The 19,470-nt window shown below is 73.0% G+C and carries 15 protein-coding genes; 3 read left to right on the forward strand and 12 right to left on the reverse strand.

The window, feature by feature from the left end:
• Positions 1-22: 22 nt before the first annotated feature.
• The 4 genes from AB0A74_RS03505 to mfd all read right to left on the reverse strand — a co-directional run bounded on the left by AB0A74_RS03505 (position 23) and on the right by mfd (position 8,769).
• Positions 23-3,199 (reverse strand): PDZ domain-containing protein, encoded by a 3,177-nt coding sequence (locus AB0A74_RS03505; RefSeq protein ID WP_358247300.1) that lies wholly within the window; start codon positions 3,197-3,199, stop codon positions 23-25.
• A 143-nt stretch (positions 3,200-3,342) separates the two neighbouring features.
• Entirely contained in the window at positions 3,343-4,263 is a 921-nt protein-coding gene (locus tag AB0A74_RS03510; RefSeq protein ID WP_358247301.1) for a MazG family protein, read from the reverse strand.
• Positions 4,260-5,192, reverse strand: coding sequence for a SurA N-terminal domain-containing protein (locus tag AB0A74_RS03515; protein WP_358247302.1), 933 nt, complete (start codon positions 5,190-5,192; stop codon positions 4,260-4,262). Before AB0A74_RS03515 ends, AB0A74_RS03510 begins: the two co-directional genes overlap by 4 nt.
• A gap of 13 nt (positions 5,193-5,205) precedes the next feature.
• Positions 5,206-8,769 carry a transcription-repair coupling factor gene (mfd, locus tag AB0A74_RS03520; RefSeq protein WP_358247303.1) on the reverse strand — a complete coding sequence of 1,188 codons (3,564 nt, stop codon included), beginning with the start codon at positions 8,767-8,769 and terminating at the stop codon, positions 5,206-5,208.
• Positions 8,770-8,960: 191 nt separating this feature from the next.
• Here mfd and AB0A74_RS03525 point away from each other — a divergent pair, with 191 nt between their 5' ends.
• Together AB0A74_RS03525 and AB0A74_RS03530 are read left to right on the forward strand one after the other, a co-directional pair.
• Positions 8,961-9,479 carry a DUF4291 domain-containing protein gene (locus tag AB0A74_RS03525; protein WP_358247304.1) on the forward strand — a complete coding sequence of 173 codons (519 nt, stop codon included), beginning with the start codon at positions 8,961-8,963 and terminating at the stop codon, positions 9,477-9,479.
• A gap of 35 nt (positions 9,480-9,514) precedes the next feature.
• On the forward strand, positions 9,515-10,609 hold the full coding sequence (locus AB0A74_RS03530) for a PQQ-dependent sugar dehydrogenase (protein WP_358247305.1): 1,095 nt from the start codon (positions 9,515-9,517) through the stop codon (positions 10,607-10,609).
• Here AB0A74_RS03530 and AB0A74_RS03535 read toward each other — a convergent pair.
• The 3 genes from AB0A74_RS03535 to AB0A74_RS03545 all read right to left on the reverse strand — a co-directional run bounded on the left by AB0A74_RS03535 (position 10,590) and on the right by AB0A74_RS03545 (position 12,740).
• Positions 10,590-11,045, reverse strand: a complete 456-nt coding sequence (locus AB0A74_RS03535; protein ID WP_358247306.1) for a MarR family winged helix-turn-helix transcriptional regulator — start codon at positions 11,043-11,045, stop codon at positions 10,590-10,592. The genes AB0A74_RS03530 and AB0A74_RS03535 overlap by 20 nt on opposite strands.
• On the reverse strand, positions 11,042-11,455 hold the full coding sequence (locus AB0A74_RS03540; protein ID WP_358247307.1) for an SRPBCC family protein: 414 nt from the start codon (positions 11,453-11,455) through the stop codon (positions 11,042-11,044). Before AB0A74_RS03540 ends, AB0A74_RS03535 begins: the two co-directional genes overlap by 4 nt.
• Positions 11,456-11,522: 67 nt before the next feature.
• Entirely contained in the window at positions 11,523-12,740 is a 1,218-nt protein-coding gene (locus tag AB0A74_RS03545; protein WP_358247308.1) for a DivIVA domain-containing protein, read from the reverse strand.
• Between the two features lie 108 nt (positions 12,741-12,848).
• Here AB0A74_RS03545 and AB0A74_RS03550 point away from each other — a divergent pair, with 108 nt between their 5' ends.
• Complete coding sequence (locus AB0A74_RS03550; RefSeq protein ID WP_358247309.1) at positions 12,849-14,489, forward strand: fatty acyl-AMP ligase; 1,641 nt, start codon at positions 12,849-12,851, stop codon at positions 14,487-14,489.
• A gap of 186 nt (positions 14,490-14,675) precedes the next feature.
• Here the strand turns inward: AB0A74_RS03550 and pth are convergent, their stop codons facing one another.
• The 5 genes from pth to glmU form a co-directional block, all read right to left on the reverse strand.
• Positions 14,676-15,245, reverse strand: coding sequence for an aminoacyl-tRNA hydrolase (pth, locus tag AB0A74_RS03555; RefSeq protein ID WP_358247310.1), 570 nt, complete (start codon positions 15,243-15,245; stop codon positions 14,676-14,678).
• Positions 15,235-15,750, reverse strand: a complete 516-nt coding sequence (locus tag AB0A74_RS03560) for a DivIVA domain-containing protein (RefSeq protein ID WP_358247311.1) — start codon at positions 15,748-15,750, stop codon at positions 15,235-15,237. The genes pth and AB0A74_RS03560 overlap by 11 nt, the downstream gene beginning before the upstream one ends.
• A gap of 58 nt (positions 15,751-15,808) precedes the next feature.
• A complete protein-coding gene (locus AB0A74_RS03565; protein ID WP_358247312.1) occupies positions 15,809-16,414 on the reverse strand; it encodes a 50S ribosomal protein L25/general stress protein Ctc in 606 nt (201 codons plus the stop codon).
• Positions 16,415-16,692: 278 nt separating this feature from the next.
• Positions 16,693-17,664, reverse strand: coding sequence for a ribose-phosphate diphosphokinase (locus tag AB0A74_RS03570; protein ID WP_358247519.1), 972 nt, complete (start codon positions 17,662-17,664; stop codon positions 16,693-16,695).
• Positions 17,665-17,678: 14 nt separating this feature from the next.
• The gene (gene glmU / locus AB0A74_RS03575) at positions 17,679-19,160 is read right to left on the reverse strand and encodes a bifunctional UDP-N-acetylglucosamine diphosphorylase/glucosamine-1-phosphate N-acetyltransferase GlmU (RefSeq protein WP_358247313.1); all 1,482 of its coding nucleotides are present in this window, start codon (positions 19,158-19,160) and stop codon (positions 17,679-17,681) included.
• Positions 19,161-19,470: the final 310 nt, after the last annotated feature.

The following is a 19,470-nucleotide window of genomic DNA, read 5'->3' on the forward strand; positions in this document are numbered from 1 at the left end:
CCACACGGTCGGGTGGACTCGATCAGGTGAGGGGTGGGAGCTGCGGCGGAACGGCCGCCGGCCGCGTCGCCAGGGCCTCCAGCGCCAACCGGACCGCCGTGTCCAGTTGCGGGTCGCGCCCGGCCACCCGGTCCTGCGGCGTGATCACCACCTCGACGTCCGGGTCCACGCCGTGGTTCTCCACGCCCCACCCCGCGCCCTCGAACCAGCTCGCGTACCGGGGCTGGGTCACCACGGTCCCGTCCACCAGGTCGTAGCGCATGTCGATGCCGATCACCCCGCCCCACGTGCGGGTGCCGACCACCGGGCCGATGCCCAGCTGCTTGATCGCGACGTTGACGATGTCGCCGTCGGACCCCGCGAACTCGTCCGCGATGGCCACCACCGGCCCGCGCGGCGCGTCCGCCGGGTAGCTGTCCGCCGAGGTGTAGCCGCGCGCCACCGACCAGCCGATGACCTTGCGGGCGAGCTTCTCCACGACCAGCTGCGAGGTGTGGCCGCCGCCGTTCTCCCGCACGTCGAGCACGACGGCCTCGCGCATCAGCTCGACCCGCAGGTCGCGGTGCAGCTGCGCCCAGCCCGCGCCCATCATGTCCGGCACGTGCAGGTACCCGACCCGCCCGTCGGACAGCTCGTGCGTGCGCGCCCGCCGGTCGGCGACCCACGCGTGGTAGCGCAGCGGCTCGTCGTCCTCCAGCGGCACCACGACCACCCGGCGCGGCTCGCCGCCGCCACCTGGCCGCACGGTCAGCTCCACCGGCTTGCCCGCCGTGCCGACCAGCAGCGGCGCGGGACCGGTCAGCGGATCGACCTGCCGGCCGTCCACGGCCACGATCGCGTCCCCCGGCCGCACCGCCACGCCGGGCGCGGCCAGCGGCGACCGGGCCGCCGGGTCGGAGGTCTCGCCCGGGATCACCCGGACCACCCGCCACGCGCCGGACTCGTCGCGCTCCAGGTCCGCCCCGAGCAGCCCCACCGGCCGCCCGCTCGACCCGCCCGAGGGGATGACGTAGGCGTGCGAGGTGCCCAGCTCGCCCTGCACCTCCCACAGCAGGTCCACCAGGTCGGAGTAGCTGCCCAGCCGGTCCACCAGCGGGCGGTAGCGGTCCAGCACGCCCTGCCAGTCCACGCCGCCCATGTCGGTGCGCCAGAAGTGGTCGCGCATCAGCCGGCCCGCCTCGGCGTAGGCCTGGCGCCACTCGGCGGCCCGGTCCAGCACGACCCGGACGCGGGACAGGTCCACGTCCACCGAGTCCTGGTCGTCGGAGTCCACCTTCCGGTCCGACGGCACGACCCGCAGGTCACCGCCGTCGGAGACGACCAGCCGCTGCCCGTCGCCGCTGACCGCGTAGGAGTCCAGGCCGTCCACCAGCACGTCGGCCCGCGCCTTGGTCAGGTCGAACCGCTCCAGCACCTTCCGCGGCGGCCGGCTGGCCGGCGTGGGCAGGTTGTCGCCCAACACGCCGCGCAGCGGCCGGCGCAGCCACAGCAGCCCGCCCTTGGCGGCGGTCAGCGACGAGTACCCGGCCGCCGCGACCGGCAGCGGCACCACCCGGTCGGCGAGGCCGTCCAGGTCCACGACGGTGATCGGGTTCTCGTCCTTGTGGTCCTTGTCCTTGTCGTCCTTGTCGTCGTCGCCGACCGGCCGGCCCAGCCGCAGCGGGTCGAACGGCGAGGGCGTCGTGGCCGCCAGCGGCAGCAGGTAGGGGCGGCAGCCGGTGGGGAAGGACAGGTCGAACACGTGCGCGTCGTACACCGGGTCGAAGCTGCGGATGGACAGGAACGCCAGGTAGCGGCCGTCCTCGGTGAACGCGGGCGAGAAGTCGGCGAACCGCAGCGGGGTCACGTCCACCACGGACAGGTCGGTGGTGTTGGTCATCCGGATGTGGTGCAGCGGGCGCGGACCGGGGTGCGACCAGGCCAGCCAGTTCGAGTCGGGCGAGAACGCCAGGTCGCTGACGTTCGGGTTGGCGTCCTTGAGGACCTCGCGCACCTCGCCCGACTCCACCTCCACCAGCAGCAGCCGCCCGTCGTGCGTGGCCACGGCGACCTTGCGCCCGTCCGGCGCGACCGCCAGCTCCAGCACCCGCCCGAGCCGCCCGACCGCGACCCGGCGCGGCGAGTTGCCCGGTTCGACGCCGCCGACCGGCGCGAACTCCAGCCCTTCCTCGCCGTCGGCGTCGGTCACCCAGACGACGGTGTCCCCCACGACCCGGGGCAACCGGTTGCGCGTGCCGGGCTGCTCGGCCAGCGCCCGCACCGGCCCGTCCCGGTGGGTCACCCAGTGCACGGTCCCGCGCACCTCGACCACGCCGGCCCGACCGGTCCTGTCCGGGTGCACGTCGTCCGGCCGGGGCGTGATGTGCCGGGGCCGGGTGGCCGTGCGCGGCCCGCCCAGCAGGATCTCCACCCTGCGCGGCTCGGCGTCCAGCGAGTCGAGCACCCACAGGTCGCCCGCGCTCTGGTAGACGACCCGCCGCCCGTCGGTCGTCGCGGCCCGCGCGTAGAACTCCTGCTCGGTGTGCCGGCGCAGGTCCGAGCCGTCGGGCAGGCAGGAGTACACGCTGCCGACCCCGTCGTGGTCGGACAGGAACGCCAGCCGCTCGCCCACCCACATCGGCGCGCTCAGGGTCGAGGTCAGCTCGCCGAGGATGCGGGTGAACTCGCCGTCCCCCTTGAGGTCCACCCACAGCTTCCCGGCCGACCCGCCCCGGTACCGCTTCCACCAGGCGGGGTCGTGGCCGTAGTTGGACGTGATCGCCACCGCGCCGTCGGGCCCGTGCGCGACGTCCCCGACCCAGCCGTAGGGCAACCGCTCGGGCGGCCCGCCGTCCACCGGCACCGCGTAGGCCCACTTGCGGACCGAGGTGGCCTCCCCGGTGGAGCTGACCGCCACCACGTCCCCCCGCGGCGTCCACCCGCGCACCCCGGTGGTCCAGGACCCCCAGTGCGTGAGCCGCCTGGCCTCACCGCCGGTGACCAGGGCGAGGTGCACCTCGGGCGCGCCGTCGCGCCGACTGGCCCACGCGAGGCGCGTGCCGGTCGGGTCGAACCGGGGGTTGCTCACGGGCACCTGGTCGGCGGTGACCCGGAACGCCCGACCACCGTCGAGCGGAGCCAGCCAGACGTCGTCCTCGGCCACGAACGTGACGAGGTCGCCGTGCAGGTGGGGATGGCGGAGGTAGGCCTGTTCGCTCACCCGATCGACGTTAGCGCGCCCCCATGACAACCGCGATCATGTTCGCCTGAACCGGTCCACACCCGCCACCCCGGGCGCGCAGCGCCGGGAAGGGCGCTTCCGATCTTGAGAACTCCCGGCGCGAGCTGGAGACCACGCAACCGTCAGGCCGGCCAGTGGGCGCGCCAGTCGGCGGCGGTCAGCTTCTCGATGCCGGCCGCGCGGGCCGACTGCTCCGCCGCCCGCACCTTCGCCTCGAACCGGCGGGCCACCGCGCGCAGCTCGGTCTCGGGGTCCTCGCCCGCGAGCTTGGCCAGCGCCGCCACCGCGAACAGCGTGCTGCCGGTGTCGTCGCCCTCCGGCAGCAGGTCCACCGGCAACCCGGCCCGCGCCGTCCGCTGCGCGAGCTTGCCCGCCAGCGCCACCGCCGGCTGCCCGGACGCCACACCGTCCACACTGGACTCGCGCTGCTTCTCGACCTGCTTGAGCTCTTCCCACCGGTGTTGCTGGGTGTGCGCGTCGCGCACCGCCGGGTCGTGGCCCTCGAACACGTGCGGGTGCCGGCCGACCAGCTTGGCGACCAGGTCGCCCGCCACCTCGTCGATGCCGAACGGGTCCACGTCCTCCGCCGCGATCCGCGCGTGGAAGAGGACCTGGAGCAGCACGTCGCCCAGTTCCTCGCGCAGCGCCGCGCGGTCGCCGTCCTCGATGGCCTCCAGCAGCTCGTAGGTCTCCTCGACCAGGTACTGCCGCAGCGACTTGTGGTCCTGCTCCGCGTCCCACGGGCAGCCGCCCGGCGAGCGCAGCCGGTCCATGACCAGGGCCGCGTCCACCAGGCCCGTGCCCACCGGGCCGCGCACGACGTCGGCGCCCGCGGCGACCAGCTCCCGGGCGCGGGGGTCGTCCAACGACCCGGTCAGGTACACGACCGGGCCGCCGACCTCGGCCCACGCCGTCACCCCCAACCCCGCCCACACCTCGGCGTCGAGGTCGGGTGCGGCGAAGACCGCCGCCGCGCCCCGCAGAGCGGGCAGCGCGGCGGCGGGCAGGACGGTCTGGGAACCCAGCAGGACGACGGTGCTCACGACTTCGAACGTACCGCCGCCTGGTAGCCGGACAGCGTCTGGTCGTTCGCCGCGCACGCGATGGCCGACGGGTCCCACACGCCGAAGCGCGGGTTGACCTTGATCTCCGGGTCGCCCGCCAGGCGCTGGGCCAGGCGCACGCCGATGCTCTCCAGCGTCCGCAGCGCCAACTGCTCGGTCGACACCTCGCCGCGCGGGCGGACGTCGTCCTTGAAGTCGGTCACGTAGGCCACGATCCACTGCGCGTTGCCCTGCTCGGGTGCGAAGGCCACGACCGTGCCGGGGTCCACGCCGAACAGCGGGGTCGCCGCGAACTTCGGGGCCTCGGCGGAGTGCAGCTTCTCGCCGCGGCCGGCCAGTTGCTGGCCCTCCGGGCTCTGCGGGGCGGCCTTGACGAACTCGGCCATCTTGGCCGGGTCGCGCTCGACCTGCTTCGCCTTCTCCTTCGCGTCGGTGTCGTCCTTCGCGTAGAAGTAGTCGAACGTGACTTCCATCCGGTCCACGTGCTTGCGCGCCAACTCGACCGCGAGCAACTGGTCCTTGACCCGCTCGCGGATGGTCGTGGCGTCGTAGACGGTGCCCTCGGAGGCGGCGTCCGGGCCGCCGGCGTCGGCCAGCGCCTGCGTCACCGCGTCCTCGGTGACCGTGACGCCCTCGCGGTCCGCGGCGCGCGTCAGCAACTCGTGCCGCAGGTAGTTGCTCATCGCGATGCGCGAGACCTCGTCGAACTTGTGCTGCTCTTGGAGCTTCTGGGCGTCCGGCTCCTTCTTCCGGATCACGTCCAGCCGCTGCTGGACCTGTTCGAGCGGGATCACGGAGTCGCCGACGATGGCGGCAGCGCCCACCTGGCTCGGGCCGGTGCCGCAGCCCGCCACCAGGAGTGCGACGGCCGCGCCGACCAGGGTGAAGCGCCTCTGCACTGTCCTCACGCCGGCTACCTTCTCACGAACCCGTGACGCCGCTCACGGGTGTACCCGCCAACGACTCCAAAAAGTGAGCGCACCAGTCGATCAAGTCCTGGTCGCGGAGCAGGGGTGCGCCCATTCGGCCGCCGGCGGCTCCCTCGGTCGGCCTAGGCACGCTCACCGTGCCCGTGACCTGCTTGTAGACCGCCTTCGGGAACAGCCGGCGCAGGCGCACCACCTGCGAGTCCTTCAGCTCCAGCGGCGCGAAGCGGATCGTGGACCCCTGCACCGCGACCTCGGTGACGCCGTGGCGGCGGCACGTCTGCCGGAACCGGGCCACCGCGAGCAGCCGCTCGACCGGCAGCGGCGGGGTGCCGTAGCGGTCCTTCAGCTCGTCCCACACCGCCCGCAACGACGGCTCGTCGGCCGCCGCCGCGATCTTGCGGTAGGCCTCCAGGCGCAGCCGCTCGCCGGGCACGTAGTCGTGCGGGATGTGCGCGTCGACCGGCAGGTCCACCCGGACCTCGGCCAGCTCCTCCTCGCCGTCGACCTCGGCGCCCGCGTGCCGGCGGAACGCCTCGACGGCCTCGCCGACCAGCCGCACGTACAGGTCGAAGCCGACGCCCGCGATGTGCCCGGACTGCTCCGCGCCCAGGATGTTGCCGGCGCCGCGGATCTCCAGGTCCTTCATGGCCACCGCCATGCCCGCGCCCAGCTCGGTGTTCTGCGCGATGGTCGCCAGCCGGTCGTGCGCGGTCTCGGTCAGCGGGGCCTCCGGCGGGTACAGGAAGTAGGCGTACCCGCGCTCGCGCCCGCGGCCGACGCGCCCGCGCAGCTGGTGCAGCTGGGACAGGCCGAGCATGTCGCCGCGCTCGACGATGAGCGTGTTGGCGTTGGAGATGTCCAGGCCGGTCTCCACGATCGTCGTGCACACCAGCACGTCGTACTCGCGCTCCCAGAAGCCCTGGATGATCTTCTCCAGCTTGTCCTCGTTCATCTGGCCGTGCGCGGTGACCACGCGGGCCTCGGGGACCAGGTCGCGGATGCGGCGGGCGGCCTTCTCGATCGAGGACACCCGGTTGTGCACGTAGAAGACCTGGCCGTCGCGCAGCAGCTCGCGCCGGATGGCCGCGCCGACCTGCTTGTCGTCGTACGGGCCGACGTAGGTCAGGATCGGGTGCCGTTCCTCGGGCGGGGTGAGGATGGTGGACATCTCGCGGATGCCCGCCAGCGACATCTCCAGGGTGCGCGGGATCGGCGTGGCGGACATGGTGAGCACGTCGACGTGCGTGCGCAGCGCCTTGATGTGCTCCTTGTGCTCGACGCCGAAGCGCTGCTCCTCGTCCACGATCACCAGGCCGAGGTCCTTGTAGCGCAAGCCCTTCTGCAACAGCCGGTGCGTGCCGATGACGATGTCCACCTCGCCGTCGGCCAGGCCCGCGATGGTCTGCTCGGCCTCGGCGGGGTCGGTGAACCGGGACAGGCCCTTGACCGTGACCGGGAACGCCCGCATGCGCTCGGTGAACGTGTTGAGGTGCTGTTGGGCGAGCAGGGTGGTGGGCACCAGGACGACGACCTGCTTGCCGTCCTGCACCGCCTTGAACGCCGCCCGCACCGCGATCTCGGTCTTGCCGTAGCCGACGTCGCCGCAGATCACGCGGTCCATCGGGACCGAGCGCTCCATGTCGGCCTTGACCTCGTCGATCGCGGCCATCTGGTCGACGGTCTCGGTGAACGGGAACGCGTCCTCCAGCTCCCGCTGCCACGGGGAGTCGGCCGCGAACGCGTGGCCGGGCGCGGCCTGGCGGGCGGCGTAGAGCTGCACCAGCTCGGCCGCGATCTGCTTGACCGCCTTGCGCGCCTTGGCCTTGGTGTTCTTCCAGTCGCTGCCGCCCAGCTTGTTCAGCGTGGGCAGCTCGCCGCCGACGTACCGGGACACCTCGTCGAGCTGGTCGGTCGGCACGAACAGCCGGTCGCCGGGCTGGCCGCGCTTGGAGGACGCGTATTCCAGCACCAGGTACTCGCGGGTCGCGCCGGCCACGGTCCGCTGCACCATCTCGACGTACTTGCCGATGCCGTGCTGCTCGTGCACGACGAAGTCGCCCGGCCTGAGCGCCAACGGGTCCACGGCGTTGCGGCGGCGCGACGGCATCCGCCGCATGTCCTTGGTGGAGGTCCCGCCGCGCCCGCCGGTCAGGTCGGTCTCGGTGAGCACGACCAGCGCCAGTTCGGGCAGCGCGAACCCGTCCTCCAGCGCGCCGCGCACGACCGTCACCGAGCCGGCCCCGGGCGGGGTGTCGAGGGTCTCGCGCAGCAGCGCCGGGACCTCGGCGTCCGCGAGCTGCTCGACCGCGCGCTGGGCGGTGCCCGCGCCCGGGACGACCAGGACGGCCGTGCCGCCGGACGCGGTGTGCGCGCGCAGGTCGGTGAACGCCCGGTCCACGTCGCCCTGGTAGGCCTCGACGTGCTTGAACTCCAGGCGGACGACGTCGGAGCCCTCGGTGGTGAGCTGGCTGAGCGTCCACCACGGCCGGCCCTGGGCGCGGGCGGCGTCGGCGACCTCCGCGAGGCCCCGGTAGGCCGACGCGCCGAGGTCGATCGGGGCCTTGCCGCCGCCGGCCGCCGCCATCCAGGAGGCCTCCAGGAACTCCTGGCCGGTGCGGACGAGGTCGTGGGCGCGGGCGCGGATCTTCTCCGGGTCGGCGAGCAGGACGTGCGTGCCGTCCGGGACGACGTCGGTGAGCAGTTGCAGCTCGCCCTCGCACAGGGCGGGGATCAGCGCCTCCATGCCCTCCGACGGGATGCCGCTCGCGATCTTGTCGAGCATCTCGGCGAGCTGGGCGTCGGCCTGGTGCTCGGCGGCCAGTTCCGCGGCCCGTTCCCGCACCCGGTCGGTGAGCAGCAGCTCGCGGCACGGCGGTGCGGTGAACTTCGTGACGGTCTCGGGCAGCGACCGCTGGTCGGCCACCGAGAAGGGCCGGATCTCGCTGACCTCGTCGCCCCAGAACTCGACCCGCAGCGGGTGCTCGGCGGTCGGCGGGAACACGTCGAGGATGCCGCCGCGCACCGCGAACTCGCCGCGCTTCTCGACCATGTCCACGCGGGTGTAGGCGAGCTGGGCGAGGTCGGTGAGCAGCTCCTCGAAGTCGTGCTCGACCCCCACCTCCAGGTCGACGGGCTTGAGGTCGCCCAGGCCGGGGGCCATCGGCTGGATGAGGCTGCGGACGGTCGCGACGACCACCTTGAGCGGCGCGTCCCCCGGGTGCGCGAGCCGGCGCAGGACCTGCAGCCGGGTGCCGACGGTGTCCGCGCGCGGCGAGAGGCGTTCGTGGGGCAGCGTCTCCCAGCTGGGGAAGTTCGCCACGGCGTCGTGCCCGATGAGGTCGCACAGGACGCGGGTCAGCTCGTCGGCCTCGCGCCCGGTGGCGGTGACGGCGAGCACCGGCACCTTGCGGCTCAGGGCGGCCACCACCATCGGCCGCGCGGCGGGCGCGCCCTCCAGTTCGAGGGCGGGCGTGCCGGTGGAGTCGACCAGGGTGGTGAGCGCCTTGTCGGACAGGACAGCGGTCAACAGGCCGGACAGCGGGCCGGACTGGGGCATTGCGTGGCTCCCTTGGGGGCAGACGAGAACAGACCCCTGCCCGGGACCTTGCCGCCGCGAGGGGTGCTCGTCCACCAGCCTACGGGCACCCACCGACACCCCGCTGGCCGATTACCCGTCGGTGTGGACGCCCCGCCGCCCACCGCGAGCGGGCGGTGGAATCCGGTTGACCGGCCGGTCACGCTGGGAGGGTGGAGTACAAAGAGGTCCGGGCCGACTACGACGATCGGCTCATCACCGTTTACCAGGCGTACAACGACGCCATCGCGGACGCCGCGCTCGCCGCCGGCACCTTCGTCCCGCCGTTCAGACCCGGCCGGATGACGTGGATCAAGCCGTCCTTCCTCTGGATGATGTACCGCTGCGGCTGGGCCACCAAGCCCGACCAGGAGCGGGTGCTCGCGGTGCGGATCACGCGGGACGGGTTCGACCAGGCGGTGCGGGAGGCCGTGCCGTCCAGTGAGCGAGGGGGCAAGCCGGACGTGCGCGTCCAGTGGGACCCCGAGCGGAACCTGCACCTCAAGCCGTTGGACCACCGGTCGATCCAGATCGGGCTCGCCGGACGGGCCTCGCGGCGGTACGTGGACGAGTGGATCGTCGGCATCACCGACGTCACCCCGCTCGCCCACGAGGTCCACGCCCTCGTCCGGTCGGGCGACCTCGACGCCGCCACCGCGCGCCTGCCGCGTGAACGCCCTTACCCGCTGTAGGGCGAGTTCACACGGAAGTGGGCATGCTGGGCGTCATGCGCCGGGTTGTCGGAGTCGTCGCCGCACTGCTGCTCGCCGGGTGTTCGACCGCGGAGTCACCCGGTGGCAGCGCGCCGCCCACCGACCCGCCCAAGGGGATCAAGGTCGAGGTCGTGGCGCAGGGCCTCACCCACCCGTGGGAGGTCGGGTTCCTGCCCGACGGCCGGATGCTGGTCACCGAACGCCCCGGCCGGCTGGTCCTGGTCGAGAACGGGAAGACCACGCAGGTCAAGGCCGACTTGGGGGACGTCGTCGCGCGCGGTGAAGGCGGGCTGATGGGCCTGCTCGTCCACCCCGACTTCGCCACCACCAAACGCTTCACCACGTGCTTCAACACGGCCAACGACATCCGCCTGGTCACCTTCGAGCTCGACGGCGCCGAGGCGCGCCGCGTGAAGGACCCCCTGCGCGACGGCTTCCCCGCCAACCCCAGCGGGCGCCACTCGGGCTGCCGCCTCTCGCTGGACAAGGACGGCTCCCTGCTCGTCGGCACCGGCGACACCGCCCGCGCCGCCATCCCGCAGGACCGCGGCAGCTTCGGCGGCAAGGTGCTCAAGCTGGACCTCCGGACCGGCGAGGGCGGCGTGCTCACCTACGGCCACCGCAACGTCCAGGGCGTCGCCGTCCGCCGGGACGGCCTGGTGCTCACCGCCGAGCACGGCCCCGACGTGGACGACGAGGTGAACGTCCTCAAGCCCGGCGCGAACTACGGCTGGGACCCGTCCAAGGGCGGCACCGCGGACGGGTACGACGAGGACGTGCCCATGACCGACCTGGGCCGCTTCCCCGACGCCGTCCCCGCCGTCTGGTCCTCCGGCCGCCCCACGGAGGCGATCTGCGACGCCGTCTTCCTCGACGGCGCGGAGTGGGGCGACCTGGACGGCGTCCTCGCCGTGACCGCGTTGAAGGGCGCGAAGGTCCTCCTGTTCACGATCACGGCCGAGGGCGGCGTGCACTCGGTGTCCATCCCGGCGGAGCTGGACGGCACCCACGGCCGCCTGCGCGGCGCGGAACTGGGCCCGGACAAGGCCCTCTACGTGACCACGTCGAACGGGACCGACGACAAGGTCCTCAAGGTGACCCGGGGCTAGCAGACGACCCGGGGCCGACCAGGCCGCGCACCAGGTCGTCGCGCCCGGCGAAGAACGCGGCGTCGGCGGCCTCCACGTCGGCCAGCGCCCCGGTCAGCACCTCCCGCCCGGCCGCGGTGGTCGCCAACCGCCGGGCCCGCGAGTCGGCGGGGTCCACGTCCCGCCCGACCAGCCCGCGCTCCGCCAGCTTCCGGACCACCTGGCTCGTCATCATCGCGTCCGTGCCGGCCTGCTCGGCGAGCCGCTGCTGGGTGGGCCGCCCCTCGCCGTCCTCCAGCCACCACAGGGTCGCGAGCAGCACGAACTGCACGTGCGTCAGGTCGTGCGGGGCCAACGCCGTCCGCATGGCCCGCTGCCAGGCGAGCGTCACCCGCCACAAGAGGAACCCCGGGCTCTCCCCGGGCCCACCCCACCGGGACTTCGGCTGCGCGCTCACCCGGAAGAGGATGCCAGCGCCACCAACCGCTCGACCGCGCCCGGCACCCCGCGGCCGACGACGGCCCCGATCCGCTCGGCGGCGCCTCCCTCGACCACCACCCGGTGGGTCACCCGCACCCCGGCGGCCACCTCCTCCACCAGGTGCTCGAACCGCAGCACGGCCCCGCCGAACGCCGTCTCGTCGGTGAACCCCTTGAACGGCACCACCTCGGTCAGCTCGAACGCGATCGGCGGCTGCCCGGCCACCACCATCCGCCCCTTGCCGCCGACGTCGAACGCGCCGTCCAACGACACCGACTCGACGTCCGCGTCCCACTCGGCCCACCGGCCGACGTCGCTCCACAACGCCCACACGGCCGCCACCGTGGCCGGACCTTCGACGCTGTGCTCGATCGTGAAATTCTCCATGCCCGCATACTATATGCGCGCTTACTATTTGGCCAAGCCCGGGGACACGGGTCCCCGGGCGGGTTCTTCAGCGGCCTCGGCGGCGCAGTTCGGCGACCAGCAACGGGATCAGTTCGTCGACGAACGCGCAGTCGTAGCCCTGGCCGTTCATCAGCGCCAGCGCGAACCGGGTCTTGGCGACCTCGGCCGACGACGCGCCGATCATCCCGTCCAGCGCGATCCCGACCTCCTCCAGCACCCGGTCCACCTGCGAGGTCCGGTAGCCGCGCCGGGTCGGGCCCGCGGTCGGGATCTTGATCATCCGGAGCTGCTTCCACGACGTGACGGGCGGCAGCGCGGCGGGCCGGGGCGGGCCGTCGCCCAACTGCTTCTCCACCCGCGCCAGGAACGCGTCCACCTCGGTCTCGTCGTAGCCGCGGCGGCCGAACATCGGGCGGCTGAACTTCGCCTCGCGGATCTCCCGGGCGGTCAGGTCGTCGTTGCCCAGCAGGGTGGCCTCGATGCGGTCGAGGAACTTGTCCACCTGGGACTCGTGGTAGCCGCGGCGGCCCCGCGGAGGCTTGCCGAACTCGACGGTCCGCACGTCCCGCGCGGTCAGGGGGCGGGCGCCGACCTGGGGGCGGGGCCGGACGGGCGGCGGCGGGGCCTGTTCGAGGGTGACGACCACCAGGTCGAGGAAGGTGTCGACGTCGTCCTCGTCGTAGCCGATCATGCCCGGCGGGGCGTAGGAGAACTGGTGGTCCTGGACCTCGATGGCGGTCAGGGTGTCCCGGCCGGCCAGGGTGGCCTCGATGCGGTCCAGGAAGGCGTCGATCTCGCCCTCGTGGTAGCCGCGGTTGCCCGGCCGGGGCTTGTGGAAGCGGACGCCCCGGACGTCCTGCGGGGTCAGCCGCGGGGCGGGGCGCATCGCGGTGGACGTGGCGTGCGCGCCCTGCGCGGGGGCCACGGCCTGTCTGCGCTGCGGGGTCGATCTCAGGGTCTCGGCGACCAGTTCCAGGAACGCGTCCACCTCGACCGCGTGGTAGCCCGGCTGCGCGGGGCGGAACCGCATGCGGCGGACGTCCTGCTCGGTCACGTCGTCGCGGCCGAGCAGGGTGGCCTCGATGCGGTCGAGGAAGTCGTCGACCTGCCGCTCGTCGTAGCCCGGCCGGCCGGGCGGCGGGCGGTGGAACGCGACCTGGCGCAGGTCCTGCGCGCTCAGCAGGGGCGCCGGGTGCGCCGGTGCGTGCGGACGCGGTGCCGCGACCGGACGCGTTGCCGTGTGCGGACGCGCTTCGAACCCCACCCTCGTGCCTCCTTCTCCGGTGTACCGGGGAGTATCGCCGGAGGGAGGTGAAGTTGTTTCGCCCTATTGGCTCAATGCGGTGGTGGAGATCGTTCTACTCTGGCGCCCATGAGCCGGTTCGTGGACACGATGGTGGCAACCGCTGCGAGTGCCAACGATCGAGGGATGACGACGGGTGAGCCGACCGCTCCGACCCGTCGGACGTGGGCGCAGGTGCACGAGGAGGCCCGGCGCATGGCCGGGGCCCTGGTCGCGGGCGGGGTCGCGCCGGGCGAGGCGGTGGCCGTCCTCGCGGGCGACCCGGCGGCGATCGCGCCGGCCGTGCAGGCGGTGTGGCTGTCCGGCGGCAGCACCACGATGCTGCACCAGCCGACGCCGCGCACCGACCTGGCCGAGTGGGCCGCCGACACCCTGCGCGTGCTGGCCATGATCGGCGCGAACCTGGTGCTGCTGGGCAGCCCGTTCGACGCGCTGGCGGGCGTCCTGGACGAGAACGGCGTGTCCTACCGCAAGCTCGACGAGCTGGACGGCGACCCGCTGCCCGCGCCGGTCGAGGTGGACGAGTCCGCGACCGCCCTGCTCCAGCTCACCAGCGGCTCCACGGCCGACCCGAAGGCCGTCCGCATCACGCACGGCAACCTCTGGTCCAACGCGAAGGCCATGGAGGAGGCCGCGCGGCTGGACCCGGAGACCGACCGGATGGTGTCGTGGCTGCCGCTGTTCCACGACATGGGGATGGTCGGCTTCCTGACCGTGCCGATGCTGTTCGGCATCGACCTGGTGAAGGTCACCCCGGTGGACTTCCTCGCCCGCCCGACCCTGTGGCCGGACCTGATCAGCCGCTACCGGGGCACCATCACCGCCGCGCCGAACTTCGCCTACGCCATCGCCGCGCGCCGGATGGCCGGCGTGGACGACGGCACGTGGGACCTGTCGCGGCTGCGGATCGCGTTGAACGGGGCCGAACCGATCGACCCGGTGGCGGTCAAGGCGTTCACCGACGCGGGGGCGCGGTTCGGGATGCCCGCCGAGTGCGTGCTGTGCGCGTACGGCATGGCGGAGACGACGCTGGGCGTGGCGTTCGCGCCCGTGTTCACCGGCATGGCGGTGGACCACGTGGACCCCGACGAGCTGGAGGCGAACCGGCGCGCGGCGCCCGTGGAGCCGGGTCCGGACGCGCGGTCGTTCCCGCTGCTCGGGCCGCCGCTGCCGGGCCTGGAGGTCCAGGTGGTGGACGAGTCGGGCGCGGTGCGCGGGGAGCGCGAGGTGGGGCAGCTGCGGGTGCGCGGCGAGGCCGTGACCCCGGGCTACCTGACCGTGGACGGGCCGCTGGCGACGCAGGACGCCGAGGGCTGGCTGGACACCGGCGACGAGGGGTACGTGGTGGACGGCCAGGTCGTCGTGTGCGGGCGGCGCAAGGACGTGATCATCATGGGTGGGCGCAACATCTACCCGACCGACATCGAGCGGGCGGCGACGTCCGTGGAGGGCGTGCGGGCGGGCAACGCCGTCGCCGTGCGCCTGGACGCGGGGACGCGGCGCGAGCGCTTCGCCGTGGTGGTGGAGTCCAAGCACGCGGGCGAGGACGACGCGGTCAAGGACCTGACCAAGGAGATCAACGCGCGGGTGGTGGACGCGGTCGGCCTGCGCCCCTTCGCGGTGGTGGTCCTCAAGCCGGGCAGCCTGCCCAAGACCCCGTCCGGCAAACTCCGCCGCTCGGCCGCGGCCGGTCTGGTGCCGGCCAAGTAGACCCGCTCGGCTCGGTGCTCGGACCCGCGCTCGGCTCGGTGCTCGGACCCGCGCTCGGCTAGGTGCTCGGATCGCGCTCGGCTCGGTGCTCGGGCCCGCGCTCGGCGCTGGGCTCGCCGCCGACCGGACCCGCGCTCGACCCGCCGGCCGCCCCGGTCGGCGGGCGCGGGCGCGCACCCGCGCCGGCTAGTGGAACTTGTTCTGGGCCGCTTCCAGGCCCAGTTCCAGCAGGGCCTCCACGGCGTCGGCCGCGCGGTCCAGTTCGAAGGCCAGTTCCTTGCGCTCCACGAGCGAGAAGTCGCGCAGGACGTAGTCCGCCGGGTCCATGCGGCCCGGCGGGCGGTCCACGCCGAAGCGCACGCGGTGGTAGTCCTTGGTGCCCAGGGACTTCGTGATCGAGCGCAGGCCGTTGTGGCCGTTCTCGCCGCCCCCGAGCTTCATCCGGACCGTGGCGAAGGGCAGGTCCAGCTCGTCGTGCACGACGACGATGTCCGCCGGCTGCACCTTGTAGAACCGCGCGGTCCCGACGACCGGGCCGCCGGAGGTGTTCATGTAGCCGCGCGGCTTGGCCAGGACGACCTTGCGCGAGCCGAGCCGGCCCTCCAGGACCTCGGCGCCGCCCTTGTGCGCCTTGAACCTGCCGCCGATCCGGTCGGCGAGCACGTCGAGGACCATGAACCCGACGTTGTGCCGGTTGCCCTCGTACTTGGGCCCGGGGTTGCCCAGGCCCACGACCAGGGCGATGTCATCGGCCACGGAACCGCAACTCCTGCTCAAGCTCGTCCAACAGGGCGTCCACCGCGCGGGTCTGGTACCCCCGCCGCAGGCCGGACGTGGTGCTGAACCTGGTGTGGCGGACCTCGGTGGCGGTCATCCGGCCGCGCCCGTCCAGGGAGGCGGCGGCGCGCGCGAGGAACGCGTCGACTTCACCGCGATCGTAGCCGTTGGCGGACCGGGGGATCTTCACCGCCAGCAGGTCGGCGCCCGTGCGCAGCCCGGTCGGCGGCACCAGTCCGGCCCGCAGCTGCCACTCCATGCGGGTCAGGAAGTCGTCCACGGACCGCTGGTCGTACCCGCCGGGCACCTCGTGGAAGACGACCCGGCGCACCTCGTCGGGGTGCAGGGCCCTGCGCCCGGACAGGGCGTCGGCGATCCGGATCAGGAACGCGTCCACCTGCGCGGGGTCGTAGCCCTTGCCCCGCCGGCCGCGGGGGAAGGTCGTCGAGCGCACCTGCGCCGGGCTGAGCGACGCGAACGGCACGCCGCCCCCACCCGGAGGCGGGGGTGACGTGCCGTTCGACCAGCCCGACGTGATGGGCTCAGCCCTCTTCGGAGGCCTCGGTGTCCGCGGCCTCGCCCTCGCCACCGTCGAGCTCGGCGGCGGTCGGGGCGGCGTTCACGGCGAGGACCAGCGCCTCGGGGTCGGTCACCAGACCGGCGCCCGAGGGCAGCTTCAGGTCGGAGGCGTGGATCTGGGTGCCGGCCTCGACGCCCTCGATCGACAGCTCGATCTGCTCGGGGATGTGCAGCGCCTCGGCCTCGATCTGGACCGTGGTCAGGTCCTGGGTGACCAGGGTGGCGGCGGCGGGCTCACCGGTGACGACGATCGGCACGTCGACGGTGACCTTCTCACCCCGCTGCACCAGCAGCAGGTCCACGTGCTCGATGTAGTTCTTGATCGGGTGCGTGGTGACGGTCTTGGTCAGCGCGAGTTCGCTGGTGGAGTCGATGTCCAGCGTCAGAACTGCGTTGTGACCGTGCTCGCGGACGACACGGGCGAACTCGAGCGCCGGCAGGGCCAGGTGCTTCGGGTCGGAGCCGTGGCCGTAGAGCACCGCGGGGATCTTTCCGGCACGACGGGTGCGGCGGGCGGCGCCCTTGCCGAACTCGGTGCGCTCCTCTGCGGCGAGACGGACCTCGGACACGGTGGGGCTCTCCTAACGGTCTGGCCTTGAAACGTCGGGCGGTACTCGGAGCGGGGTGCTGGCCTACGACGACGGGCGGCGCGGAGGGTGGACACGCGCGGCATCACCACAACCGCCGCGTCGATCACGACAAGCGTGACGCTCGCCCTCGCCGAGGCAACCCGACCAGTGTAGGCCGGTTCCCGGACTGGTCCTAATCGGGGGTCGGGTCCCCGCCCCCGGGAAGACGGACACGCCGGGGTGCCCGTGCGGGCGCCCCGGCGTGTCGCGTCGGTGGATCAGGCGTTGCCGTCGAACAGGCTCGTGACCGAGCCGTCCTCGAAGACCTCCTGGATGACCCGGGCCAGCAGCGGCGCGATGGGCAGCACGGTCATCGCGTCGAACCGCTTCTCCGCCGGGATCGGCAGGGTGTCGGTGAACACGACCTCGCGCGCGCCGCAGTCGCGCAGGCGGTCCACCGCCGGGCCGGACAGGACCGGGTGGGTGGCGGCGATGACCACGTCGGACGCGCCCTCGGCCAGCAGCTGCTCGACGGCCTTGGTGATGGTGCCGCCGGTGTCGATCATGTCGTCGATGACCACGCACAGCCGGTCCTTGACCTGGCCGACCACGCGGTTGGCCACGACCTCGTTCGGGCGCAGCGGGTCGCGGGTCTTGTGGATGAACGCGATCGGCGCGCCGCCCAGGGTGTCGGCCCACTTCTCGGCGAGCTTGGTGCGGCCGGCGTCCGGGGACACGACGGTCAGCTCCCGCCCCGCGTACTTGTCGCGGATGTGCTCGGCCAGCAGCGGCATGGCCCACAGGTGGTCCACCGGGCCGTCGAAGAAGCCCTGGATCTGGGCGGTGTGCAGGTCCACGGCGACCAGGCGGTCGGCGCCGGCGGTCTTGAACAGGTCCGCGACCAGGCGGGCGGAGATCGGCTCCCGGCCGCGGTGCTTCTTGTCCTGCCGCGCGTACGGGTAGAACGGCATGATCACCGTGATGCGCTTGGCGGAGGCCCGCTTCAGCGCGTCCACCATGATCAGCTGCTCCATCAGCCACTGGTTGATGGGCGCGCAGTGGGACTGGATGACGAACGCGTCGCAACCGCGCACGGACTCCTCGAACCGCACGAAGATCTCGCCGTTGGCGAAGTCGTAGGCGGACTGCGGGGTCACCGACACGTTGAGGTGCTTGGCCACCTGCTCGGTCAGCTCGGGGTAGGCGCGACCGCCGAAGAGCATCAGGTTCTTCTTCGGGGTCCCGGGCATGGTGGGGTTCACGGTCAACGCCCTTCCTCGGCGGTTGTCTCGGCATTCTGCGACGCCAGGGCGTCCTGTGCCGCTTGAGCGGCGGGGGTGCCGGGCCTGCGGTTCAGCACCCAGTCGGTGAGGTTGCGCTGGGGGCCGGTGGAGACCGCCAGCGCGCCCGGGGGCACATCGCGGCGCACGACGGTCCCGGCGCCGGTGTACGCGCCGTCCCCGACGGTGACGGGGGCGACGAACATGTTGTCCGAGCCGGTGCGGGCGTGGGACCCGATGACGGTGCGGTGCTTGTTGACGCCGTCGTAGTTGACGGTGACGCTGGCCGCGCCGATGTTGGAGTGCTCGCCGATGGTGGCGTCGCCGATGTAGCTCAGGTGCGGCACCTTGGAGCCGGTGCCGATGTCGGAGTTCTTGACCTCGACGAAGGTGCCGATCTTGCCGTCCGCGCCGAGCCTGGTGCCGGGGCGGAGGTAGGCGAACGGGCCGACCGAGGCGCCCGCGCCGATCTGCGCGCCGGAGCCGTGGGTGCGCACGACCGACGCGCCCGCGCCGATGGAGCAGCCGCTGAGGGTGGTGTCGGGGCCGACGACGGCGTTCTCGCCGACCACGGTGCCCGCGCGCAGCTGCACGCCGGGCTCGATGGTGGCGTCGCGGCCGATCCGGACGTCCGCGTCCACCCAGGTGGTGGCGGGGTCGATCACGGTGACGCCGGCCCGCATCCACTGTTCGACGATCCGGCGGTTCAACTCGGCGCCCAACCGCGCGAGCTGGACGCGGTCGTTGACGCCTTCCACCAGCCAGGGGTCGTCGGTGACGACCGCGCCGACCCGCTTGCCGTCGCCGCGCGCGATGGACAGGACGTCCGTGAGGTACAGCTCGCCCTGCGCGTTGTCGGTGGAGAGCCGGGAGAGGCCGTCGCGCAGCACCTCGGCGTCGAAGGCGTAGACGCCGGAGTTGATCTCGTTGATGGATTGTTGAGCGGGAGTCGCGTCCTTTTGTTCAACAATCGCGGCGACCTCGCCGGCCTCGTCGCGGACGATGCGGCCGTAACCGGTCGGGTTGGGGACGATCGCGGTCAGCACGGTGACGGCGTTGCCGGCCTTGCCGTGTTCGACGAGCAGATCGTTCAACGTTTGAGCGTCCAACAGCGGGACGTCGCCGTAGGTGACGACGACCGTGCCGGTGAGGTCGGCGGGCAGCTCGGCCAGGCCGCAGCCGACCGCGTGGCCCGTGCCCTTCTGCTGCTCCTGCACCGCGACGGTGACCTTGCGGTCCAGTGCGGTCGACAGGCTGTCGAGGTGTTCGGTGACCGCGGCACGCCCGTGCCCGACGACGACGGCCAGATGGTCAGGATCGGTCCCGGCGGCGGCGCGGACCGCGTGCTCCACGAGGGAGCGGCCGGCGATCCGGTGCAACACCTTGGGGGTGGCTGAGCGCATGCGGGTGCCTTCACCCGCTGCGAGGACGATCGTGCTGACTGGGGTGGGAACACCCTCTAGCATCAGCGCTCTCCCTAGCTGAGTGCGTGCCTGCCAGCGGGAAGGCCTGGCTCCCGCCAGGTGCTGATACTAAGCCTCCGAGGGGCCCTCGCCTCCCACGGTGGCAACCTGGCGGTCACCTCCCGGACCCCACCCCGACACCCCCCGGAGACCCCCTCCGACCGCCGCGAACACCGGACCACCCCCGCCGCCGACCCCCGCCCGGGAGCCGTCTCGACCGGCGGATGGCAAGCCCCACAGGGCATCCACGCCCCACCCGCCACCGAATCCCCACCGATCGAGTGACACCCGCCCCGGTCTGGACCACGGGCCG

Source organism: Saccharothrix sp. NPDC042600 (assembly GCF_040647305.1).
Taxonomy (GTDB): Bacteria; Actinomycetota; Actinomycetes; order Mycobacteriales; family Pseudonocardiaceae; genus Actinosynnema; species Actinosynnema mutabilis.